Source organism: Citrobacter sp. Cpo221, from assembly GCF_030332345.1.
Classification (GTDB): domain Bacteria; phylum Pseudomonadota; class Gammaproteobacteria; order Enterobacterales; family Enterobacteriaceae; genus Citrobacter; species Citrobacter portucalensis.
In genome coordinates, this window is record NZ_JAOWIA010000057.1 from 1 (window position 1) to 24,053 (window position 24,053).

Genomic DNA, 24,053 nt, shown 5'->3' on the forward strand with positions numbered 1-24,053 from the left:
CGGTAGTTCAGTTGGTTAGAATACCTGCCTGTCACGCAGGGGGTCGCGGGTTCGAGTCCCGTCCGTTCCGCCACTTATTAGAAAATTAAGCCTGCTACTAAGCAGGCTTAATGATAAGAAGATTTAGGGGCGTAGCTCAGTTGGTAGAGCACCGGTCTCCAAAACCGGGTGTCGCGAGTTCGAGTCTCTCCGCCCCTGCCAGAAACAATCCTTAGCATTATTGCTAAGGATTTTTTTTTACCTGTAATTTGAGTTTTTCCTTCTTTCTATTTTACTCCCGGCATCCTTGCCAGCGTTTTCCTTAATCTTCCAGAATATTCGTTCTCAGCAGATCGCAAATCAGTGCATGTTTATCGCTATTTTGCAGCCAAACTGCATATAACGGGCGTGAAAGCGTTGTACTGTCGGTAACCGTATGGAGATCGCTTTTACCTTTAGCCCAGCTGACCGGTAGCCAGCTAAAACCTTTGAGGACTGAAAGTTGCTGCCTGGCTAATTCTGCCGAACTGGTGGTAAGTACCGGCACTTCATCTCCCGCAATCAATCCAGCCTCGTGTTGCTGAAAGTCAGGTCCCCATTCCAGACGCAGATAATTCAGTTCATCTTTGGTTTGTGAAGGAGAACTGCAATAGAGCGCCAGCGTGAAATATCCCAACAGTTGGCTGCTAAATTCGTCCATTTTGGGCGTTTCGGTAGTAATCAATAGATCAAGCTGTCGTTCATGAAGCTGTTTTACTAACGACTGTCGCTGCGCGATCCTCGCTTCAAATTGCAGGCTGGATTGTGGCTCCTGGGATTGGTACAAACGCCCCAGCCAGCCATTAAGCATGCATTCCCAGAGGGATGCGCTGGCACCAATAGAAAACTCGTTATGCCGCGAGGTATTCGCAACCTCCTTACGTGCTGCTTGCCACGTATTCATCAGCGTTTCAGCGTAAGGTAATAATTTTTCACCTGCAGCGGTTAAACGGATATTGTTTCTGTGTCGGGTGAACAGGTTTACACCCAATTGATTTTCCAGTTGTCTGATCCGAAAACTAACCGCTGATTGGGTCAGATAGAGCGCTTCAGCAGCCCTGCCAAAGTGGCGTGTCCGGCTAACTTCCAGGAAAGTTTTTAACAATTCCGTATCCACAACTCGCTCCATAAAATTATTTGTCGTTATGATTTAAATCTTTTGTTTGACGCTCTGTCAAGCGTAACTAATACTCCGCGCCATAAATAGCTCGGCCAAAGAATTAGGAGCGTGCAGGATGGCGGAAAGCTTTACGACGACTAATCGATATTTCGATAATAAATATTATCCCCGCGGATTCTCCCGTCATGGTGATTTCACCATTAAAGAAGCACAACTGCTTGAGCGTCACGGTTATGCTTTCAACGAGCTGGATCTGGGCAAGCGTGAGCCGGTAACGGAAGAAGAAAAACTGTTTGTTGCGGTATGCCGTGGTGAGCGCGAACCGGTTACCGAAGCTGAACGTGTGTGGTCCAAATACATGACGCGCATTAAGCGTCCAAAACGCTTCCACACGCTGTCTGGCGGGAAACCTCAGGTGGAAGGTGCGGAAGACTACACCGAATCTGATGATTAATAAAAAAGGGCGAAAGCCCTTTTTTTATGCCAGTAGTTTCTGCAAATGAATGAGTAATCTGTCTATCGCCCGATACCCAACAGCCTCCTGTAAGTGCTGGCGAGAGATATGGTCAGATTGTTCTATATCCGCGATCGTTCGAGCGACCTTTATCAGGCGTAACCAGGCGCGGATGGATAATCCGAGATGCGCGAGCGTTTCTTCAAGCCACTGCGCATCGTCGCTACGCAATGGACAGTATTTATGGATATCCTGACTGTCCAGGTGCGCATTTAACTTATTCTGCCGCCGATACTGACGCTCTCGTGCTGCCATAATGCGTTGCTTCACCGTTGCGCTATCTTCCCCTTTTACCTGGCTCTGGCTGAGTATGCCGGGCGGCGGTAAGGGGATTTCGAGGGAGAGATCGAAGCGGTCAAGAAATGGACCTGATAATCGATTGAGGTAGCGTAGCGTCTGCTCTGGGGTACAGCGGTTATGGTTCCCCTGATAATGTCCTGTTGGGCTGGGATTCATGGCAGCAATAAGCTGAAAACGCGCGGGGTAAGTTATTTTTGCCCGAGTACGGGATAAATGAATCTGCCCGGACTCAATGGGCTCTCGCAGTGCATCCAGCGTGCGCCGCTCAAACTCGGGAAGCTCATCCAGAAACAGTATGCCGTTATGCGCCAGAGATATCTCGCCTGGCGCAGGAATAGAGCCGCCACCGACCATGGCAGTTAATGAAGCACTGTGATGCGGCGAACGAAAAGGGCGTTGTTTCCACTGTTTTTGTAGCGTGTCGGAATTGACCAGACTTAGAATCGCGGCGCTTTCCAGTGCTTCATCATTGCTCAGTGGCGGAAGCAATCCTCTCAGGCGACTGGCCAGCATGGTCTTACCCGTTCCCGGCGGCCCGATGAGTAAGAGGTTATGACCGCCAGCTGCGGTAAGTTCCAGTCCGCGTTTACCTTGTTCCTGGCCGATAACATCGCTCAGATCATCTGCTAATGCGCAGGGGGTAAAATCTGCCGATGATGGTCTGTCTAAATCATGCTTACCTTCGAGAAATGCGCATACAGCCTGTAGATGATCGGCAATAAGGCACCCTTCACCGTGTATCAGTCCCACTTCAGCTGCATTCTCTTTTGCGACAATAATTCTCCTGCCTGCGCGAATAGCTTCAGTTGCACTTGATATCGCACCGGGAACGCCGCGTAACGCGCCTGTAAGCGCTAATTCGCCTACCAGCTCATATGTATCGAGGTTATGGGTTGTAAGCTGCTCAGACGCAGCCAGAAGCGCAACTGCGATAGGTAAATCATATCGTCCCCCTTCTTTCGGGAGATCGGCCGGAGCGAGGTTTATGGTTATCTTCTTCGCCGGGAATTCATAACCGCTATTAATAATCGCACTGCGAACTCGATCGCGAGCCTCTTTTACCGTTGTTTCGGGTAATCCCACCATGGTTAAACCAGGCAAACCATTACTGATATGTACTTCGATGGTAATGGCTGGCGCATTCACGCCCAGCGCAGCGCGTGTGTGAACAATCGATAGTGACATAAGCCCTCCTGATGAAAGCATTATGTCGCAATACATCGCGGCAAGATTTCACATAATTACGGTTTTTAGAGGCTTATTCCCGTGTTTTTATGTAGCTCAATACTGCTTGCATAAAGCCTGGAATAGCGCTCGCAAACGCTTTTGAATAACGTTTTTAGTAGGGAACGGGTTGCCGAGAATCACCTGAAAAGTGAAATATTTTCACTTTTGATTTTTTGTATAAAAAACAATGATATTTATCTAAACCGTTAACGGCGTCAGAAAAACGAATAAAAAAATATCTTGTGTCATTTGCAAATTCTATGGTAACTCTTTAGGTATTCCTTCGAACAAGATGCAAGAAAATACAAAAATGACAGCCCTTCTACGAGTGATTAGCCTGGTCGTGATTAGCGTGGTGGTGATTATTATCCCACCGTGCGGGGCTGCACTTGGACGAGGAAAGGCTTAGAAAACAAGCCTTAACGAACTAAGACCCCCGCACCGAAAGGTCCGGGGGTTTTTTTTGACCTTAAAAACATACATGAGGAGCAGAAAGTGAACGGTAGCATAAAATTCTGTTTCTCAAGATTTACGGCGGGGATGTAACTATGAATGGGGCACAGTGGGTGGTACATGCGTTGCGTGCACAAGGGGTTCAAACCGTCTTTGGTTATCCTGGTGGCGCAATTATGCCGGTTTACGATGCGTTGTATGACGGCGGCGTAGAACACCTGTTGTGCCGACACGAGCAGGGTGCGGCAATGGCGGCAATTGGCTATGCCCGTGCGACCGGTAAAACCGGTGTGTGTATCGCCACTTCAGGTCCTGGCGCTACCAACCTGATCACCGGACTCGCCGATGCGCTGTTAGATTCTGTTCCTGTGGTGGCGATCACCGGTCAGGTGGCCTCACCTTTCATCGGAACGGATGCGTTCCAGGAAGTGGACGTTCTCGGTATGTCTTTGTCCTGCACCAAACACAGTTTCCTGGTGCAGTCACTGGAAGAGCTGCCGCGCATTATGGCAGAGGCTTTCGCTGTGGCGAACTCCGGTCGTCCGGGTCCGGTTCTGGTTGATATCCCGAAAGACATCCAGCTGGCCAGCGGTACGCTGGAGCCGTATTTTACGACCGTCGAAAACGTAGAGGTTTTCCCGCACGCGGATGTTGAGCAGGCACGTAAAATGCTGGCGCAGGCGCAAAAACCGATCCTGTACGTCGGTGGCGGCGTTGGTATGGCGCAGGCGGTCCCGGCCCTGCGTGAATTTATCGCGGTAACCCAAATGCCGGTCGCCTGCACGTTGAAGGGGCTGGGCGCAGTAGAAGCTGACTACCCATATTATTTGGGTATGTTGGGAATGCATGGCACTAAAGCGGCAAATTTTGCGGTGCAAGAATGTGATTTACTGATTGCAGTGGGCGCGCGTTTTGATGATCGGGTGACCGGCAAGCTGAATACCTTCGCACCGAATGCCAGCGTGATCCACATAGATATCGACCCGGCGGAAATGAACAAGCTGCGCCAGGCGCACGTCGCCCTGCAGGGTGATTTAAATTCTCTGCTGCCGGCATTGCAGCAATCTCTGAAGATTGACGCATGGCGTCAGCATAGCGCTGAACTGCGCACAGAGCATACCTGGCGCTATGATCATCCCGGTGAGGCTATCTACGCGCCACTGTTGTTGAAGCAGTTGTCCGATCGCAAACCCGCGGACAGCGTAGTGACAACGGATGTTGGTCAGCATCAGATGTGGTCGGCGCAGCATATGACCTACACCCGCCCGGAAAATTTCATCACCTCGAGCGGCCTGGGTACGATGGGCTTTGGCCTGCCAGCAGCGGTTGGCGCGCAGGTTGCTCGCCCGAACGATACGGTAATCTGTATCTCCGGTGACGGTTCCTTCATGATGAATGTACAGGAACTGGGCACCGTAAAACGCAAGCAGTTGCCGCTGAAAATAGTCTTACTCGACAACCAGCGGTTAGGCATGGTGCGACAATGGCAGCAGCTGTTTTTCCAGGAACGTTATAGCGAAACCACCCTTACCGATAACCCCGATTTCCTCATGTTGGCCAGCGCCTTCGGCATACCAGGTCAACACATCACCCGTAAAGACCAGGTTGAAGCGGCACTCGACACCATGCTGAACAGCGAGGGGCCATACCTGCTTCATGTCTCAATCGACGAACTTGAGAATGTCTGGCCTCTGGTACCGCCAGGTGCCAGTAACTCAGAAATGCTGGAGAAATTATCATGATGCAACATCAGGTCGCCGTTGAGGCTCGTTTCAATCCGGAAACGTTAGAACGTGTTTTACGCGTGGTACGCCATCGTGGTTTTCAGGTGTGCTCCATGAATATGGAAGCCGCCAGCGATGCGCAAAATATAAATATCGAATTGACCGTTGCCAGCCCCCGGTCGGTCGACTTACTGTTTAGTCAGTTAAGTAAACTGGTAGACGTTGCACATGTTGCTATCTGCCAGAGCACAACCACATCACAACAAATCCGCGCCTGAGCGCAAAAGGAAGAAAAATGACGACGAAAAAAGCTGATTACATTTGGTCTAATGGCGAGATGATTCGTTGGGAAGACGCGAAGGTTCACGTGATGTCCCACGCGCTGCACTACGGTACTTCAGTATTCGAAGGCATCCGTTGCTACGATTCTCACAAAGGGCCGGTGGTGTTCCGTCATCGCGAACATATGCAGCGTTTGCGTGATTCAGCCAAGATCTATCGTTTTCCGGTTTCTCAGAGCGTTGATGAGCTGATGGAAGCTTGCCGCGAGGTGATTCGTAAAAACAATCTGACCAGCGCCTATATTCGTCCGCTGGTGTTTGTTGGCGACGTGGGGATGGGCGTTAACCCGCCAGCGGGATACACCACTGACGTGATCATCGCCGCGTTCCCGTGGGGTGCTTACCTTGGTGCAGAAGCGCTGGAGCAGGGGATCGACGCGATGGTTTCTTCCTGGAACCGCGTTGCGCCGAACACCATCCCTACTGCTGCTAAAGCGGGCGGTAACTATCTGTCTTCGCTGCTGGTGGGTAGCGAAGCGCGTCGTCATGGCTATCAGGAAGGCATTGCGCTGGATGTGAATGGTTACATCTCCGAAGGTGCGGGCGAAAACCTGTTTGAAGTAAAAGACGGCATTCTGTTTACCCCGCCGTTTACCTCTTCTGCACTGCCGGGTATTACCCGTGACGCGATCATTAAGCTGGCGAAAGATCTCGATATCGAAGTGCGTGAGCAGGTGTTGTCCCGTGAATCACTGTACCTGGCCGACGAAGTGTTCATGTCCGGTACCGCGGCCGAAATCACCCCAGTACGCAGTGTCGATGGTATCCAGGTTGGCGAAGGCCGCTGCGGTCCGGTCACCAAACGCATCCAGCAGGCCTTCTTTGGCCTCTTCACCGGTGAAACGGAAGATAAATACGGCTGGTTGGATTCAGTAAACCAATAACAAAATTAATATTTCCCCAAAATAATTCACGTTGCAGGAAGACGGCAACGCAGCAAGTCCCAGGAGCTTACTGTAGTAAGTGACTGGGGTGAGCGAGGCGGTCAACGCACCTGCGGCGTGAAGTATGAAGGGGAAAGACAGACGGGAGTTAATCAAGCATGCCTAAGTATCGTTCTGCTACCACCACCCACGGCCGCAATATGGCGGGTGCCCGCGCATTGTGGCGCGCTACCGGGATGACCGATGATGACTTCGGCAAACCGATTATCGCTGTGGTGAACTCCTTTACCCAGTTTGTGCCGGGTCACGTCCACCTGCGCGATCTCGGTAAGCTGGTTGCCGAACAAATCGAAGCCTCAGGCGGCGTGGCGAAAGAGTTCAACACCATTGCTGTGGATGATGGTATCGCCATGGGGCACGGTGGCATGCTGTATTCACTGCCGTCGCGTGAGCTGATCGCTGACTCCGTTGAGTACATGGTTAACGCCCACTGCGCCGATGCGATGGTCTGCATCTCCAACTGCGACAAAATCACCCCCGGGATGTTAATGGCCTCTTTGCGCCTGAATATTCCGGTGATCTTTGTTTCCGGTGGTCCGATGGAAGCCGGGAAAACCAAGCTCTCTGACCAAATCATCAAATTGGATCTGGTTGATGCGATGATTCAGGGCGCGGACCCGAAAGTTTCCGACTCACAAAGCGAGCAGGTTGAACGTTCCGCTTGCCCAACCTGCGGCTCCTGTTCCGGGATGTTCACCGCTAACTCCATGAACTGCCTGACCGAAGCGCTGGGATTGTCACAGCCGGGTAACGGTTCACTGCTGGCAACTCACGCCGACCGTAAAGAACTGTTCCTCAACGCAGGTAAACGCATCGTCGAGCTGACCAAACGCTATTACGAGCAGGATGATGCCTCCGCCCTGCCGCGCAACATTGCCAGCAAAGCGGCGTTTGAGAACGCCATGACGCTGGATATCGCCATGGGCGGCTCCACCAATACCGTTCTGCACCTGTTGGCGGCCGCGCAGGAAGCGGAAATCGACTTCACCATGAGTGATATCGACAAGCTGTCCCGCAAAGTCCCGCAGCTGTGTAAAGTGGCGCCGAGCACGCAGAAATACCATATGGAAGACGTGCACCGCGCAGGCGGTGTGTTGGGTATTTTAGGCGAACTGGATCGTGCCGAACTGCTGAACCGCGACGTGAAAAACGTGCTGGGTCTGACTCTGCCGCAAACGCTCGATCGTTATGACGTGATGTTGACCAAAGACGACGCGGTGAAAAAAATGTTCCGTGCTGGCCCGGCCGGCATTCGTACTACCCAGGCATTCTCACAGGATTGTCGTTGGGATACGCTGGATGACGACCGCGCTGAAGGCTGCATCCGCTCGCTGGAACATGCTTACAGCAAAGACGGCGGTCTGGCAGTCCTGTACGGTAACTTCGCGGAAAACGGCTGTATCGTAAAAACCGCAGGCGTGGATGACAGTATCCTGAAATTCACCGGCCCGGCAAAAGTGTACGAAAGCCAGGACGATGCGGTTGAAGCAATCCTCGGCGGTAAAGTGGTGGCTGGTGATGTGGTTGTCATTCGCTACGAAGGGCCGAAAGGCGGGCCAGGCATGCAGGAAATGCTCTACCCAACCACTTTCCTGAAATCGATGGGCCTCGGCAAGGCTTGCGCGCTGATTACCGATGGTCGTTTCTCCGGCGGTACTTCGGGGCTTTCCATTGGTCACGTTTCTCCGGAAGCGGCCAGCGGCGGTAATATCGCGATTATCGAAGATGGTGACATGATTGCCATCGATATCCCGAATCGTGGCATTCAACTGCAATTGAGTGATGCGGAAATCGCTGCACGCCGTGAAGCGCAGGAAGCTCGCGGTGACAAAGCCTGGACGCCAAAAGATCGTCAGCGTCAGGTCTCCTTCGCACTGCGCGCCTACGCCAGCCTGGCAACCAGCGCCGACAAAGGTGCGGTGCGCGATAAGTCGAAGCTCGGGGGATAATGACCATGGCGGATTCACAACCTCTATCCGGCGCTCCTGAGGGTGCCGAGTATCTCAGAGCGGTACTGCGTGCGCCGGTATACGAAGCGGCACAGGTAACGCCGCTACAGAAAATGGAAAAACTCTCTTCGCGCCTCGACAACGTCATTCTGGTGAAGCGCGAAGACCGTCAACCCGTTCACAGCTTCAAGCTGCGCGGAGCCTATGCCATGATGGCGGGCCTGACCGAAGAGCAAAAAGCGCATGGCGTCATTACCGCATCGGCTGGTAATCATGCTCAGGGTGTCGCGTTCTCTTCTGCGCGATTAGGCGTGAAGGCGCTGATTGTCATGCCAACGGCTACCGCCGATATCAAAGTCGATGCCGTTCGCGGCTTCGGCGGAGAAGTGCTGCTGCACGGCGCGAATTTTGATGAAGCTAAAGCTAAAGCGATTGAATTGTCGCAGCAGCAAGGTTTTACCTGGGTTCCACCGTTCGATCATCCGATGGTGATTGCCGGGCAGGGCACGCTGGCGCTGGAGCTGCTCCAGCAGGACGCGCATCTCGATCGCGTATTCGTGCCAGTTGGTGGTGGCGGATTAGCGGCAGGTGTTGCGGTGCTGATTAAACAGCTGATGCCGCAAATCAAAGTAATTGCCGTGGAAGCGGAAGATTCGGCCTGCCTGAAAGCGGCGCTGGATGCCGGTCATCCGGTGGATCTGCCGCGTGTGGGTCTCTTTGCCGAAGGCGTGGCGGTGAAACGTATCGGCGATGAAACCTTCCGTCTGTGCCAGGAATATCTCGACGATATTATTACTGTTGATAGCGATGCTATTTGCGCGGCAATGAAAGACCTGTTCGAAGATGTGCGCGCGGTGGCGGAGCCTTCCGGGGCGCTGGCGCTGGCGGGGATGAAAAAATACATCGCCCAGCATAATATTCGCGGCGAGCGTCTGGCGCATGTTCTTTCCGGCGCTAACGTTAACTTCCACGGCCTGCGCTACGTTTCCGAACGTTGCGAGCTTGGGGAACAGCGCGAAGCCTTGCTGGCAGTAACTATTCCGGAAGAAAAGGGCAGCTTCCTGAAGTTCTGTCAGCTGCTGGGCGGGCGCTCGGTGACCGAATTTAACTACCGTTTTGCTGATGCGAAAGACGCCTGCATTTTTGTCGGCGTACGTCTGAGCCGTGGGCTGGAGGAACGTAAGGAAATCCTGCAACTGCTCAATGAGGGCGGCTACAGCGTGGTGGATCTGTCTGATGACGAGATGGCGAAGCTACACGTACGTTATATGGTCGGTGGACGCCCGTCGAAACCCTTACAGGAACGTCTCTACAGCTTTGAATTTCCTGAATCGCCGGGGGCGTTGCTCAAATTCCTGCATACCCTGGGGACACACTGGAATATTTCATTGTTCCACTATCGCAGTCACGGCACTGACTATGGTCGTGTACTGGCGGCGTTTGAGTTGGGTGAACACGAGCCTGATTTCGAAACGCGGCTAAACGAGCTGGGTTATGACTGTCACGATGAAACACATAACCCGGCGTTCAGGTTCTTCCTGGCGGGTTAACAACAGCCATTAAAAAAGGGTTCATGTAAAAACATGAACCCTTTTTGCTACTGAATCAGCAGATTACAGCGTGATAACGTCGAATTCGACTTCGGTATTCACGTCAGCGTCGTAATCCACACCGTCGAGGGCAAAACCGAACAGGTTCAGGAATTCCTGCTTGTATCCTGCATAGTCGGTTTCTTGCGCCAGGTTTTCGGTGGTGATCAGCGGCCACAGATCGCGGCATGCCTGCTGAATGTCGTCACGCAGTTCCCAGTCATCCATACGGATACGCTGGTTGTCATCAAGCGCCACTTTATCGCCGTACAGGCTGGTGGTCATCAGACGGTTGATCTGCTCGATACAACCTTCGTGAATCCCCTGCGCTTTCATCAGCTTGAAGACCATGGAGATGTACAGTGGCATTACCGGAATCGCAGAAGATGCCTGGGTGATGACGGACTTCAGTACGGCAACGTTAGCGGAACCGTTCAGCGGGGCCAGCTGGTTACGTAGTTCACCCGCCGCGCGATCGAGGTCTTCTTTCGCTTTGCCCAGCGCGCCGTGCCAGTAGATTGGCCAGGTCAGGTCGGTACCGATGTAGGAGTAGGCTACGGTTTTCACGCCTTCAGCCAGCACGCCTGCTTCACTCAGCGCGCCCATCCACAATTCCCAGTCTTCGCCGCCCATCACGGTGACGGTGTTCTGTACTTCTTCTTCGGTAGCCGGCTCAATGCTGGCGGTGATGATCTGATCTTTGTTGGTATCGATCGCTTTAGAGGTGTAAACCTCACCGATTGGCTTCAGCGCAGAGCGGACAACTTCACCGGTTTTCGGCATTTTACGCACTGGGGAAGCCAGTGAGTAAACCACCAGGTCAATCTGACCCAGGTCTTCTTTAATCAGTTTAATCACTTCATCACGGCATTCGTCAGAGAACGCATCGCCGTTGATGCTTTTGGAGTACAGACCTTCACGCTTGGCCGCTTCGTCGAAAGCTGCAGAGTTATACCAGCCTGCGGAACCTGGTTTGGTATCCGTGCCCGGTTTTTCGAAAAATACGCCGATAGTGGCGGCACCGCTGCCAAAGGCGGCGGAAATTCTGGAAGCCAGACCGTAACCGGTGGAAGCACCGATCACCAGCACGCGAGACGGGCCGTTCTCGATTTTCCCGTTCTGCTTAACATACTCGATCTGCTTTTCCACGTTGACTTTGCAGCCAGTCGGATGGGTCGTTGTACAGATGAATCCACGAATTTTTGGTTTGATTATCATAATGATGGCTAATTAAGTTTGTATTTTCGCTGTCAAGTGCGCAATGACACCGTCTGTTCTGGCCTGCTTAACGCGATGGTTAACAAGCCCCCCACTACAATGGATCACGACATTATACAGAAAAGGAGCGCCAATACTGAATCTACCACTGATTTTAGACCTGACGCTGGCGCTACTCTGCGGATTTACGTTCCAGAACAATCTTCCAAAACGCGTCGATCAGCGGTTCATGCAGCCGCTTTTTCGGCGCGCAGACGCCAAGCTCGAACGGTGTTTTTTCGTCACTGCGCTCTAAAATCATCACGCGATTACGCACCGGCTCCGGGCTGTTTTCTAGCACCACTTCCGGCAGCAGCGCCACGCCGCAGCCCAGCGCCACCATTGAGACCATCGCTTCGTGGCCACCCACCGTGGCGTAAATCGATGGGTTGCTGATTTTGTGACGGCGAAACCACAGCTCGATGCGGCGGCGTACCGGACCCTGGTCGGCCATGATAAACGGCACCGTTGACCAGTCGGGCTTATCGACCGATACCTGATTACGCACCGGGCAGGGCAGCGCCGGGGCGATTAGCACGACCGTCAGATTCTCCAGCATCGAGAATGCCACCGCGCCGGGCAGCGTTTCGGGCTTACCGGCAATCGCCAGATCGGCTTCGCCAGTGACCACTTTGTCCATCGCATCGGCGGCGTCGCCGGTGGTGAGCTTAATTTCCACCGATGGATGCTCGGCGCGGAAACGATCGAGAATGGGTGGCAGATGGCTGTATGCGGCAGTTACCGAACAGAAGATATGCAGTTCGCCCGACAGCGACGGTCCCTGCTGATCGAGGGTGTGGCGCAACTGTTGATACTGCAACAGCGTCTGTTGGGCAAACACGCGCAGCTCTTCACCTGCTTCGGTCAGCGTGACCGTGCGATTATCGCGCACAAACAGCGGCTGCCCGAGATCTTCTTCCAGCCTCTGAATCTGCCGCGAGAGCGTGGATGGGCTGACGTGCATTGCCCGCGCGCTGCGGCCAAAGTGACGACTTTCAGCCAAATGCAGGAACATTTTCAGATCGCGTAAATCCACAGACGAGCCTCCGATTTTCTACGTTGCATAAATTGCAATGTGACGTTGTGAATATATCAATTTCCGCAATAAATTTCCTGTTGTAATGTGGATTCAATCTCGCAAATACAAATCTGCGAACCGAATAATAAGCACCACAACACAACATCACGGAGTACACCATCATGGCTAACTACTTTAATACACTGAACCTGCGCCAGCAGCTGGCACAGCTGGGTAAATGTCGCTTTATGGGCCGCGACGAATTCGCCGATGGTGCGAGCTACCTTCAGGGTAAAAAAGTGGTCATCGTCGGCTGTGGTGCTCAGGGTCTGAACCAGGGCCTGAACATGCGTGACTCCGGTCTGGATATCTCCTACGCACTGCGTAAAGAAGCCATTGCTGAGAAGCGTGCTTCCTGGCGTAAAGCGACCGAAAACGGCTTCAAAGTGGGTACCTACGAAGAGCTGATCCCGCAGGCTGATCTGGTGGTTAACCTGACGCCGGACAAGCAGCACTCCGACGTTGTGCGTTCTGTACAGCCGCTGATGAAAGACGGCGCAGCGCTGGGTTACTCCCACGGCTTCAACATCGTGGAAGTGGGCGAGCAGATCCGTAAAGACATCACCGTCGTGATGGTGGCACCGAAATGTCCGGGTACAGAAGTGCGTGAAGAGTACAAACGTGGTTTCGGCGTACCTACGCTGATCGCCGTTCACCCGGAAAACGATCCGAAAGGCGAAGGCATGGCGATTGCTAAAGCCTGGGCTGCGGCTACTGGCGGTCACCGTGCGGGTGTGCTGGAGTCCTCCTTCGTTGCGGAAGTGAAATCTGATCTGATGGGTGAGCAGACTATCCTGTGCGGTATGCTGCAGGCCGGTTCTCTGCTGTGCTTCGATAAGCTGGTGGAAGAGGGTACTGACCCGGCATATGCTGAAAAACTGATTCAGTTCGGCTGGGAAACCATCACCGAAGCGCTGAAGCAGGGCGGCATCACCCTGATGATGGACCGTCTGTCTAACCCAGCTAAGCTGCGTGCTTACGCACTGTCCGAACAGCTGAAAGAGATCATGGCACCGCTGTTCCAGAAACACATGGATGACATCATCTCCGGTGAATTCTCTTCCGGCATGATGGCTGACTGGGCCAACGACGATAAGAAACTGCTGACCTGGCGTGAAGAGACCGGAAAAACCGCGTTCGAAACCGCTGCCCAGTTCGACGGTAAAATCGGCGAGCAGGAGTACTTTGATAAAGGCGTTCTGATGATTGCGATGGTGAAAGCGGGCGTTGAGCTGGCGTTCGAAACCATGGTGGATTCCGGCATCATTGAAGAATCTGCTTACTACGAATCACTGCACGAACTGCCGCTGATCGCCAACACCATTGCCCGTAAGCGTCTGTACGAAATGAACGTGGTTATCTCTGATACCGCAGAATACGGCAACTACCTGTTCTCTTACGCTTGCGTACCGCTGCTGAAAGAGTTCATGACCACCCTGCAGACCGGCGACCTGGGCAAAGCGATTGCTGAAGGCGCGGTAGACAACGCGCAGCTGCGTGACGTGAACGATGCGATTCGCGGCCATGCTATCGAGAAAGTGGGCCAGAAACTGCGTGGCTACATGACCGATATGAAGCGCATTGCGGTCGCAGGATAATTCCTCATAGAGGAATGGCATATCAACAGCGCTTCGTAGGCCGGATAAGCGAAGCGCTATCCGGCAAAAAAAGCCCGGTGTTTAAACACCGGGCTTTCTATTAGTTACGGTACAGTACTTTAATGATGTGGTAACCGAACTGAGTGTGCAGCGGACCGGTTGGCTCCAGCACAGGGCAGGAAAAGACCACTTTGTCGAATGCCGGAACCATCTGGCCCTGACGGAATTCGCCCAAATCACCGCCGCGTTTGCCTGATGGGCAGATGGAGTGTTTTTTCGCCAGTTTGCCGAAGTCGGCGCCGTTTTTAATCTGCTCCAGAAGATCCAGTGCCAGTTTCTCTTCTTTAACAAGGATATGCACTGCTGCTGCTGTTTTTGCCATGATCGTGCCTTGAGTGGGGTGGTTAAGGCTGGCTATACTACCACGCTGTTATTCTCCCCTCCCGACTTTCATGAGTGACCCTTTATGCGTTTGAACCCCGGACAACAACAAGCCGTCGAATTCGTCACCGGACCTTGCCTGGTGCTGGCGGGAGCGGGTTCCGGCAAGACGCGTGTTATCACCAACAAAATTGCCCATCTGATCCGTGAATGTGGCTATCAGGCACGACATATTGCGGCAGTGACCTTTACCAATAAGGCTGCGCGCGAGATGAAAGAGCGCGTGGCACAAACGCTGGGTCGTAAAGAGGCGCGTGGGTTGATGATCTCCACCTTCCACACCCTGGGACTGGATATCATTAAGCGTGAATATGCTGCGTTGGGGATGAAGTCTAACTTCTCGTTGTTTGACGATACTGACCAGGTGGCCTTGCTTAAGGAACTGACCGAAGGGCTAATCGAAGACGATAAGCTTATTCTCCAGCAGCTGATCTCGACGATCTCCAACTGGAAAAACGATCTGATGACGCCAGCGCAGGCGGCAGCCAGCGCAAAAGGCGAGCGCGATCGTATTTTTGCCCACTGCTATGGTCTGTATGACGCGCATATGAAGGCGTGCAACGTCCTCGATTTTGACGATCTGATCCTGCTTCCCACGCTGCTGCTACAGCGCAATGAAGAAGTACGTGAGCGCTGGCAAAACAGAATCCGCTACCTGCTGGTGGATGAATATCAGGATACTAACACCAGCCAGTACGAGCTGGTGAAGTTGCTGGTAGGGAAACGTGCGCGCTTTACCGTCGTAGGCGATGACGATCAGTCGATCTACTCCTGGCGCGGCGCCCGTCCGCAGAACCTGGTACTGTTGAGCAAAGATTTTCCGGCTTTGCAGGTGGTGAAGCTGGAGCAAAACTACCGTTCATCAGGTCGCATCCTTAAGGCAGCGAACATCCTCATTGCGAACAATCCACACGTCTTTGAAAAGCGGCTCTTTTCCGAGCTGGGTTACGGTGCTGAGCTGAAGGTACTAAGTGCCAATAATGAAGAGCACGAAGCGGAACGCGTGACCGGGGAATTAATTGCCCATCACTTTGTGAACAAGACTCAATATAAAGACTACGCCATCCTGTATCGCGGCAACCATCAGTCACGCGTGTTCGAAAAGTTTCTAATGCAGAACCGTATCCCGTACAAAATTTCCGGCGGAACATCGTTCTTCTCGCGTCCGGAAATTAAAGATCTGCTGGCCTACCTGCGTGTGCTGAGCAACCCGGATGACGACAGCGCATTTTTGCGCATCGTAAACACGCCAAAGCGTGAAATCGGTCCGGCTACGCTGCAAAAGTTGGGTGAATGGGCGATGACGCGTAATAAAAGCCTGTTTACCGCCAGCTTTGATATGGGGCTTAGCCAGACACTGACCGGGCGCGGGTATGACTCTCTGACCCGCTTTACGCACTGGCTGGGTGAAATTCAGCGCCTGGCGGAGCGCGAACCGGTTGCCGCTGTGCGCGATCTTATTCACGGTATTGATTACGAATCCTGGCTGTATGAAACCTCGCCGAGCCCGAAAGCGGCTGAAATGCGTATGAAAAACGTCAATACGCTGTTCAGCTGGATGACGGAGATGCTGGAAGGCAGTGAGCTGGAAGAGCCAATGACCCTGACCCAGGTCGTTACCCGCTTTACTCTGCGCGACATGATGGAACGTGGAGAGAGTGAAGAAGAGCTGGATCAGGTGCAATTGATGACGCTGCATGCCTCCAAAGGGCTGGAGTTCCCGTACGTGTTTATGGTGGGAATGGAAGAAGGATTTTTGCCGCACCAGAGCAGTATCGATGAAGACAATATCGACGAAGAACGTCGTCTGGCTTACGTAGGGATTACGCGTGCACAGAAAGAACTCATCTTCACGCTGTGTAAAGAGCGTCGTCAGTACGGTGAGCTGGTGCGTCCGGAACCGAGTCGTTTCCTGCTGGAGCTGCCACAGGATGACGTTATCTGGGAGCAAGAGCGTAAAGTGGTGAGCGCTGAGGAGCGGATGCAAAAAGGGCAGGCCAGCATCGCTAATATTCGGGCAATGATGGCGAAAGCCAAAGCGAAGTAGGTATTTTGTAGGCCGGATACGTGTAAGCGCGCTATCCGGCAACCAACATCTAATGAACGTCCAGTGGCCAGTGGACATAGCTTTGCCACTGACTTTCCTGATCGATTAACTCTTTACCCAGCGGATGATGTTCCAGCCAGCCTTCTGGTAGCGTGACCGTCAGGTGCTCGTTTCTTGCATCCATTTGAATTTCCGGCACAAGATCGTCACGGCGACGGCTGGCGAAGATGATCGCCAAACGGAGCAAACGGCAAAGATGCTCTGCGATGCGCGGTGGCACTGCGTTTTGCTGGTGGAGCGAAGAGAGATCGACGGGATTGGTCTGGTTGAGTAACAGCGTTGCTAGCAGTTTCTTTTGCGCAGGGGTAAAACCCGGGAGATCGAGATTGCGCACCAGATAAGCGGCATGCTGTGGTGCCTGTTTAAAATCAACGCTTAGGCCAATTTCATGCAGCTGACAGGCACTAATCAGTAGTTCGCGGCTAATCGGTTCAAGATGCCACTTTTTTTCTACCTGATCGAGAAATTTAGTCGCTAAATTGGCAACGCGATGTGCTTGCTCTGTATCGACCATAAAGCGACGCTGGATATTGCGTAATGTGCGGCTACGAATATCCTGATCCACCGCCAGATGCAGCATGCCGTAGACCAGACCTTCACGTAATGCGCCGCCGGCCAGGGTCATGCATTGAATGTTCAGTTCGGTGAAAATAGCAATCAGAATGGCCAGCCCGCTGGGGAAAACCAGCGCACGTTCCAGCGTTAACCCTTCGATTTCCAGCTCTTCCAGACGACCGCAGTGAATGGCGCGCTGCTTAAGCTGCTGCAGTTTGGCCAACGTAATACGCTCATCCATACCCTGCGCCATCATGATTTCCTGCAACGCCTGGACGGTACCAGAGGCACCAACGCAAACTTTCCAGCCATGAAAACGCAGTTTGTCGGCGACCGGGCGCAGAACTTCACGTGCGGCCTTCTCTGCCTCGTCAAAGTTTTCCTGTGCCAGATTACGATCGGTAAAATAGCGTTCGAGCCAGGTGACGCAGCCCATTGACAGGCTGAACAGAGAGGTGGTTTGTGCGCCGGAACCGGTGACTAATTCAGTGCTGGCGCCACCAATATCCACAACCAGACGCTGATCGGCACCGCCGGTTGTGTGGGCTACACCTTGATAAATCAGTCGCGCTTCTTCTTCACCGCTAATTACCTGGACAGGGCAGCCAAGGATCTCTTGCGCTTTGGCAATAAACACATCGGCATTTACGGCGATGCGTAATGTTGCCGTGGCGACCACGCGGATTTGTGGATGCGGAATATCCTGCAGACGTTCTGCAAACAAGCGCAAGCATTGCCAGCCGCGCTCCATCGCTTCAACAGAGAGCTCGTTGTCACCGTTGAGTCCAGCGGCCAGACGCACTTTGCGTTTGATACGCGTGAGCGTCTGGATGCTTCCTGCCACCTCGCGTACAACCAGCATATGAAAACTATTCGAGCCGAGATCGATTGCCGCATACAGCGAAGTAGAATTCATACACTTCATCCTTCAACCTGTATCTGTGTTGGCTGCGTTCTCTCACCCGAATCACTTACTAAAGTAAGCTCATCGGGATTCGTTTTCTTGCCGCCTTGATACAGGCTGAATGATTTTGTGTATGGCATAACTTTTCTTAACCTGAACGACGACGATTACGCGGAGCACCACCGGTACGGCGTGGGCCATTGCCTGTACGCGGGCGCGTTAAGCGCAACGGCTTCGGCAGATCGGTCATCAGCGCATCCGGGTTATATTTGCTTACCGGAATCGAGTGGCCGATATAGGTCTCGATTGCGGGTAAATTCAGCGCGTACTCTTCACAGGCCAGGCTGATAGAGTGACCGCTTGCGCCAGCACGTCCGGTACGACCGATTCGGTGAACGTAATCTTCACAGTCATCCGGTAGGTCATAGTTAAATACGTGCGTTACTGCTGGGATATGCAGGCCACGCGCAGCGACATCCGTCGCAACGAGAATGTCGAGATCGCCACGGGTGAACTCATCAAGAATACGCAGACGTTTTTTCTGTGCTACGTCACCGGTCAGCAGACCGACGCGATGACCGTCCGCAGCAAGGCTGCCCCAGATATCTTCACAACGATGCTTGGTGTTAGCAAAAACAATGGCGCGATCTGGCCACTCTTCTTCAATCAGCGTTTGCAGCAAACGCATTTTCTCTTCGTTGGAAGGGTAGAAGAGCTCTTCTTTAATGCGGTGGCCTGTTTTCTGTTCCGGTTCGACTTCAACGTACTCAGCGTTATTCATCTGTTCGAACGCCAGTTCGCGAACGCGGTATGAGAGGGTTGCAGAAAACAGCATGTTCAGACGTTGGGTGGTTGGCGGCATACGACGGAACAGCCAACGGATATCTTTAATAAAGCCCAGATCGTACATACGATCGGCTTCATCCAGCACCACGACCTGAATCGCGCCCAGATTAATGTGGTTCTGTTTTGCATAGTCGATGAGACGACCGGTCGTGCCGATAAGAATATCGACGCCGCTTTCCAGCACTTTCAGTTGTTTATCATAACCGTCGCCGCCATACGCCAGGCCTAATTTCAGACCCGTGGTCTGTGCCAGCGGCTCGGCATCGGCGTGGATCTGCACGGCTAACTCACGCGTTGGCGCCATAATTAACGCACGCGGTTGGTTCACCTTGCGATCGGCAATCGCGGGATGAGAGAGAAGATAATGAAACGTTGACGTCAGGAACGCCATCGTTTTTCCGGTACCGGTTTGCGCCTGCCCGGCAACATCACGACCAGCCAGCGTTAGCGGCAGCGCGAGGGCCTGAATGGGCGTGCAGTTATGAAAGCCTTTGTTTTCAAGGGCTTCTATCACCTTTGGGTGCAGGGCGAAGTCGGAAAACTTCTGTTCTGTTAAATGTGTTTTGCTCATAGTGTGGTAGAATATCAGCTTACTATTGCTTTACGAAAGCGTATCCGGTGAAATAAAGTCAACCTTTAGTTGGTTAATGCTACATCAACACGTCGTTGATTAATGCTACACCAATGCACCAGGCTTATTCCTGTGGAGTTATTATGAGCGATAAAATTATTCACCTGACTGACGACAGTTTTGACACGGATGTACTCAAAGCGGACGGAGCAATCCTCGTTGATTTCTGGGCAGAGTGGTGCGGTCCGTGCAAAATGATCGCTCCGATTCTGGATGAAATCGCTGACGAATATCAGGGCAAACTGACGGTTGCTAAACTGAACATTGACCAAAACCCAGGCACCGCGCCGAAGTATGGTATCCGTGGCATCCCGACCCTGCTGCTGTTTAAAAACGGTGAAGTTGCGGCGACGAAAGTCGGCGCGCTGTCCAAAGGTCAGTTGAAAGAATTCCTCGACGCTAATTTAGCGTAAGGAAGTCTCATGATCGGGCGACCCTACTTCGAAATGATTCGGATGACTGGACGCCCGACTTGAGTCGTGCTAAGTTAGTGTTGACTTCGTATTAAACATACCTTATTAAGTTTGAATCTAGTTATATCCAATACTTCCCGTTGTTTCTCGCGCGAGGAGTGGACAGATTCCTGGCTTGTCACTCAATCCGTCTTGTCGTTTCAGTTCTGCGTACTTTCCTGTGACCAGACAGCGAACAGACATGAGTTGATGGCCGTAAACAGGCATGGATGACCCTGCCATACCATTCACAACATTAAGTTCGAGATTTACCCCAAGTTTAAGAACTCACACCATTATGAATCTTACCGAATTAAAGAATACGCCGGTTTCTGAGCTGATCACTCTCGGCGAAAATATGGGCCTTGAAAACCTGGCTCGTATGCGCAAGCAGGACATTATTTTTGCCATCCTGAAGCAGCACGCAAAGAGTGGCGAAGATATCTTTGGTGACGGTGTGCTGGAGATATTGCAGGATGGATTTGGTTTCCTCCGCTCTGCAGACAGCTCCTACCTCGCCGGTCCTGATGACATCTACGTTTCTCCCAGCCAAATCCGCCGTTTCAACCTCCGCACTGGTGATACCATTTCTGGTAAGATTCGCCCGCCGAAAGAAGGTGAACGCTACTTTGCGCTGTTGAAAGTTAACGAAGTTAACTACGACAAACCAGAAAACGCCCGTAACAAAATCCTCTTTGAGAACTTAACGCCGCTGCACGCAAACTCTCGTCTGCGTATGGAACGTGGTAACGGTTCTACTGAAGACTTAACGGCGCGTGTACTGGATCTGGCATCGCCGATCGGTCGTGGCCAACGTGGTCTGATTGTTGCTCCGCCGAAAGCGGGTAAAACCATGCTGCTGCAGAACATCGCGCAGAGCATTGCATACAATCATCCTGACTGCGTGCTGATGGTGCTGCTGATTGACGAACGTCCGGAAGAAGTTACCGAGATGCAGCGTCTGGTGAAAGGTGAAGTGGTTGCCTCTACCTTTGACGAACCAGCCTCCCGTCACGTTCAGGTTGCGGAAATGGTTATCGAGAAGGCGAAACGTCTGGTTGAACACAAGAAAGACGTTATCATTCTGCTTGACTCCATCACCCGCCTGGCGCGTGCATATAACACCGTGGTTCCGGCTTCCGGTAAAGTACTGACCGGTGGTGTGGACGCCAACGCCCTGCATCGTCCTAAGCGTTTCTTTGGTGCTGCACGTAACGTGGAAGAGGGCGGTAGCCTGACCATCATCGCGACTGCGCTGATTGATACCGGCTCTAAAATGGATGAAGTTATCTACGAAGAGTTTAAAGGTACCGGCAACATGGAACTGCATCTCTCTCGTAAGATTGCTGAAAAACGCGTCTTCCCGGCTATCGACTACAACCGTTCCGGTACCCGTAAAGAAGAGCTGCTCACCACCCAGGAAGAGCTGCAGAAAATGTGGATCCTGCGCAAAATCATCCATCCGATGGGTGAAATCGACGCAATGGAATTCCTCATTAACAAACTGGCGATGACCAAGACCAATGACGACTTCTTCGATATGATGAAGCGTTCCTGATTCGGGCATCATCTGAAAACGCCACGTTTTTACGTGGCGTTTTGCTTTTGTGGATGTAATCTTAACGACACAATAATAATAATCCGGTATGACATACCGCCTGGCGACGAAGGGTTGTAGTTCGTATTTTGTGGTTAATAATCATACAGAACCACCTGATATGGAATCGGGTTTCTCTTCTGAATAATCGCCTGGATGGTTATACTTCATATATTGATATTCTTTGAGAGTATGTATAGTGAATTTACTGACAGCAAGTACTGATCTCATCAGTATTTTTTTATTCACAACGCTGTTTCTTTTCTTTGCCCGTAAGGTTGCGAAAAAGATAGGATTGGTGGATAAACCCAACTTCCGCAAACGTCATCAGGGACTGATTCCGTTGGTTGGGGGGATTTCGGTTTACGCAGGCATTTGCTTTACGTTCCTCATCGCCGATTATTATATCCCGCATGCAACTCTCTACCTGGCTTGTGCTGGTGTACTGGTATTTATCGGTGCACTGGACGACCGCTTTGATATCAGTGTAAAAATCCGTGCGACCATCCAGGCTATCATCGGCATCATTATGATGGCGGTAGGTAAGCTCTATCTGTTGAGCCTTGGGTTCATTTTTGGCCCTTGGGAGATGGTGCTCGGTCCTTTTGGCTATTTCCTTACCCTTTTCGCCGTTTGGGCTGCAATTAACGCCTTTAACATGGTGGATGGGATTGATGGTCTGTTAGGCGGGCTATCCAGCGTATCATTCGCCGCAATGGGGCTTATCTTGTGGTTTGACGGCCAGACAAGCCTGGCTATCTGGTGTTTTGCCATGATCGCCGCCATTCTGCCTTACATCATGCTGAACCTGGGTATTCTCGGACGGCGCTATAAGGTCTTTATGGGCGATGCGGGGAGTACGCTGATTGGCTTTACGGTCATCTGGATCCTGCTGGAGACCACTCAAGGTAAAACGCATCCTATTAGTCCGGTCACCGCACTGTGGATTATTGCTATTCCGTTAATGGATATGGTGGCGATCATGTATCGTCGTTTACGTAAAGGCATGAGCCCTTTCTCCCCGGACCGTCAACATATTCACCATTTAATCATGCGTGCCGGGTTTACCTCCCGACAGGCTTTTGTCCTGATTACGCTGGCTGCTGCGATCCTGGCTGCCATTGGTGTACTGGCTGAATATTCCCGGGTCGTTCCGGAATGGGTGATGCTGGTGCTCTTTTTACTGGCATTTGTCTTGTACGACTATTGTATTAAACGTGCCTGGAAGGTAGCGAGATTTATCAAACGCTGGAAGCGCAAGTTGCGTAGAAACCGTGACAGTAAACCAAACTTAACCAAATAAATTGAGGGTACGATGACACAACCATTACCGGGGGAACATGCCATGAGCGCTGAAAATGAACTGGACATCCGTGGGTTGTTTCGTACTTTGTGGACAGGGAAGGTGTGGATCGTCGGTATGGCTCTCGCCTTCGCGTTAGTCGCTCTCGCCTATACGTTTTTTGCTCGTCAGGAGTGGAGCGCGACGGCGATTTCAGACAGGCCAACGGTTAATATGTTGGGCGGCTATTACTCTCAGCAGCAGTTCTTACGTAACCTGGACATCAAGGCCAGTCTTGCATCTGCGGATCAGCCGTCAGTGATGGATGAGGCCTATAAAGAATTTATCATGCAGCTTGCCTCATGGGATACGCGCCGTGAATTCTGGCAGCAGACTGATTATTACAAGCAACGTATGGTGGGTAACAGTAAAGCCGATGCGGCGATGCTGGATGAACTGATTAATAACATTCAGTTTATGCCCGGCGATGCGGTTCGTAATACCAATGACAGCGTGAAGCTGATTGCCGAAACGGCACCTGATGCCAACAATCTGTTGCGTCAGTACGTCGCGTTTGCCAGTCAGCGTGCGGCGCGTCATCTGAACGACGAGTTAAAGGGAGCCTGGGCTGCGCGCACTGTGCAGATGAAGGCGCAGGTTAAACGCCAGGAAGAAGTGGCGAAATCGATTTTCTCTCGCCGAGTTCACAACATTGAGCAGGCTCTCAAAATTGCTGAACAGCATAATATTTCGCGTACTTCCACTGACGTTCCGGCTGAAGAGCTACCCGATTCTGAACTGTTTTTGCTTGGACGTCCTATGCTGCAGGCACGACTCGAAAACCTGCAATCTGTTGGTCCCGATTTCGATCTGGACTACTTCCAAAACCGAGCCATGCTTAACACACTGAACGTTGGGCCAACTCTGGATCCGCGTTTTCAGACCTATCGTTATTTGCGTACGCCGGAGGAACCGGTAAAACGTGACAGCCCTCGTCGTGCCTTCCTGATGATTATGTGGGGCATCGTTGGGGCTCTGATCGGTGCCGGTGTCGCGTTAACCCGTCGCCGCACGATTTAGCAATATCGTTGCAGTGAGGGGCTGGGCCCTCACTGCCAATCCGAAG

The 24,053-nt window shown here is 52.3% G+C and carries 21 protein-coding genes and 1 tRNA gene; 15 read left to right on the plus strand and 7 right to left on the minus strand.

From position 1 onward, the window contains the following. Positions 1-125: 125 nt before the first annotated feature. A tRNA-Trp gene (locus tag OGY72_RS15640) sits at positions 126-201 on the plus strand. Positions 202-301: 100 nt separating this feature from the next. On the opposite strand, the gene hdfR is transcribed toward OGY72_RS15640, so the two are convergent. After that, on the minus strand, positions 302-1,147 hold the full coding sequence (gene hdfR, locus OGY72_RS15645) for an HTH-type transcriptional regulator HdfR (protein WP_008787063.1): 846 nt from the start codon (positions 1,145-1,147) through the stop codon (positions 302-304). Positions 1,148-1,253: 106 nt separating this feature from the next. Between hdfR and maoP the strand changes: the two genes are divergently transcribed. Beyond that, a complete protein-coding gene (maoP, locus tag OGY72_RS15650; RefSeq protein WP_003018025.1) occupies positions 1,254-1,592 on the plus strand; it encodes a macrodomain Ori organization protein MaoP in 339 nt (112 codons plus the stop codon). Between the two features lie 24 nt (positions 1,593-1,616). On the opposite strand, the gene OGY72_RS15655 is transcribed toward maoP, so the two are convergent. Beyond that, positions 1,617-3,137, minus strand: a complete 1,521-nt coding sequence (locus OGY72_RS15655) for a YifB family Mg chelatase-like AAA ATPase (RefSeq protein ID WP_191226610.1) — start codon at positions 3,135-3,137, stop codon at positions 1,617-1,619. A gap of 352 nt (positions 3,138-3,489) precedes the next feature. Here OGY72_RS15655 and ilvL point away from each other — a divergent pair, with 352 nt between their 5' ends. The 6 genes from ilvL (at position 3,490) to ilvA (ending at position 10,140) form a co-directional block, all read left to right on the plus strand. Then, positions 3,490-3,588: an ilv operon leader peptide gene (ilvL, locus tag OGY72_RS15660; RefSeq protein ID WP_001311244.1), complete on the plus strand. Its 99-nt coding sequence runs from the start codon at positions 3,490-3,492 to the stop codon at positions 3,586-3,588. Positions 3,589-3,727: 139 nt separating this feature from the next. Further along, positions 3,728-5,374: an acetolactate synthase 2 catalytic subunit gene (gene ilvG, locus OGY72_RS15665; protein ID WP_200920956.1), complete on the plus strand. Its 1,647-nt coding sequence runs from the start codon at positions 3,728-3,730 to the stop codon at positions 5,372-5,374. Next, positions 5,371-5,634 carry an acetolactate synthase 2 small subunit gene (ilvM, locus tag OGY72_RS15670; protein ID WP_003018017.1) on the plus strand — a complete coding sequence of 88 codons (264 nt, stop codon included), beginning with the start codon at positions 5,371-5,373 and terminating at the stop codon, positions 5,632-5,634. Before ilvG ends, ilvM begins: the two co-directional genes overlap by 4 nt. A 17-nt stretch (positions 5,635-5,651) precedes the next feature. Further along, entirely contained in the window at positions 5,652-6,581 is a 930-nt protein-coding gene (locus tag OGY72_RS15675; RefSeq protein ID WP_003829030.1) for a branched-chain amino acid transaminase, read from the plus strand. A gap of 158 nt (positions 6,582-6,739) precedes the next feature. Beyond that, on the plus strand, positions 6,740-8,590 hold the full coding sequence (gene ilvD / locus OGY72_RS15680) for a dihydroxy-acid dehydratase (RefSeq protein WP_103284534.1): 1,851 nt from the start codon (positions 6,740-6,742) through the stop codon (positions 8,588-8,590). Positions 8,591-8,595: 5 nt separating this feature from the next. After that, positions 8,596-10,140: a threonine ammonia-lyase, biosynthetic gene (ilvA, locus tag OGY72_RS15685; protein ID WP_003018007.1), complete on the plus strand. Its 1,545-nt coding sequence runs from the start codon at positions 8,596-8,598 to the stop codon at positions 10,138-10,140. 63 nt (positions 10,141-10,203) lie between these two features. Here ilvA and fabV read toward each other — a convergent pair whose 3' ends face one another. Further along, positions 10,204-11,397 carry an enoyl-ACP reductase FabV gene (gene fabV / locus OGY72_RS15690; RefSeq protein ID WP_126319714.1) on the minus strand — a complete coding sequence of 398 codons (1,194 nt, stop codon included), beginning with the start codon at positions 11,395-11,397 and terminating at the stop codon, positions 10,204-10,206. A gap of 172 nt (positions 11,398-11,569) precedes the next feature. Further along, positions 11,570-12,472: an HTH-type transcriptional activator IlvY gene (gene ilvY / locus OGY72_RS15695; RefSeq protein ID WP_003829023.1), complete on the minus strand. Its 903-nt coding sequence runs from the start codon at positions 12,470-12,472 to the stop codon at positions 11,570-11,572. Between the two features lie 164 nt (positions 12,473-12,636). Between ilvY and ilvC the strand changes: the two genes are divergently transcribed. Then, positions 12,637-14,112, plus strand: coding sequence for a ketol-acid reductoisomerase (gene ilvC, locus OGY72_RS15700; RefSeq protein WP_003829020.1), 1,476 nt, complete (start codon positions 12,637-12,639; stop codon positions 14,110-14,112). 100 nt (positions 14,113-14,212) lie between these two features. Here the strand turns inward: ilvC and ppiC are convergent, their stop codons facing one another. Next, on the minus strand, positions 14,213-14,494 hold the full coding sequence (ppiC, locus tag OGY72_RS15705) for a peptidylprolyl isomerase PpiC (RefSeq protein ID WP_003017999.1): 282 nt from the start codon (positions 14,492-14,494) through the stop codon (positions 14,213-14,215). A gap of 84 nt (positions 14,495-14,578) precedes the next feature. Between ppiC and rep the strand changes: the two genes are divergently transcribed. After that, positions 14,579-16,600, plus strand: a complete 2,022-nt coding sequence (gene rep / locus OGY72_RS15710; protein WP_003829018.1) for a DNA helicase Rep — start codon at positions 14,579-14,581, stop codon at positions 16,598-16,600. Between the two features lie 49 nt (positions 16,601-16,649). On the opposite strand, the gene gppA is transcribed toward rep, so the two are convergent. Both gppA and rhlB read right to left on the minus strand, forming a co-directional pair. Next, complete coding sequence (gene gppA / locus OGY72_RS15715; protein ID WP_003829016.1) at positions 16,650-18,131, minus strand: guanosine-5'-triphosphate,3'-diphosphate diphosphatase; 1,482 nt, start codon at positions 18,129-18,131, stop codon at positions 16,650-16,652. Between the two features lie 136 nt (positions 18,132-18,267). Continuing rightward, a complete protein-coding gene (rhlB, locus tag OGY72_RS15720; protein ID WP_003829013.1) occupies positions 18,268-19,536 on the minus strand; it encodes an ATP-dependent RNA helicase RhlB in 1,269 nt (422 codons plus the stop codon). Positions 19,537-19,679: 143 nt separating this feature from the next. On the opposite strand from rhlB, the gene trxA reads away from it, so the two are divergent. The 5 genes from trxA (at position 19,680) to wzzE (ending at position 24,007) form a co-directional block, all read left to right on the plus strand. After that, positions 19,680-20,009 (plus strand): thioredoxin TrxA, encoded by a 330-nt coding sequence (gene trxA / locus OGY72_RS15725; RefSeq protein WP_001280776.1) that lies wholly within the window; start codon positions 19,680-19,682, stop codon positions 20,007-20,009. Positions 20,010-20,139: 130 nt separating this feature from the next. Further along, a complete protein-coding gene (locus tag OGY72_RS15730; RefSeq protein ID WP_049259789.1) occupies positions 20,140-20,259 on the plus strand; it encodes a rho operon leader peptide in 120 nt (39 codons plus the stop codon). Between the two features lie 87 nt (positions 20,260-20,346). Beyond that, positions 20,347-21,606, plus strand: a complete 1,260-nt coding sequence (gene rho / locus OGY72_RS15735; protein WP_002437993.1) for a transcription termination factor Rho — start codon at positions 20,347-20,349, stop codon at positions 21,604-21,606. A 238-nt stretch (positions 21,607-21,844) separates the two neighbouring features. After that, complete coding sequence (gene wecA / locus OGY72_RS15740) at positions 21,845-22,948, plus strand: UDP-N-acetylglucosamine--undecaprenyl-phosphate N-acetylglucosaminephosphotransferase (protein WP_003829006.1); 1,104 nt, start codon at positions 21,845-21,847, stop codon at positions 22,946-22,948. 12 nt (positions 22,949-22,960) lie between these two features. Next, a complete protein-coding gene (gene wzzE / locus OGY72_RS15745) occupies positions 22,961-24,007 on the plus strand; it encodes an ECA polysaccharide chain length modulation protein (protein WP_003829003.1) in 1,047 nt (348 codons plus the stop codon). Positions 24,008-24,053: the final 46 nt, after the last annotated feature.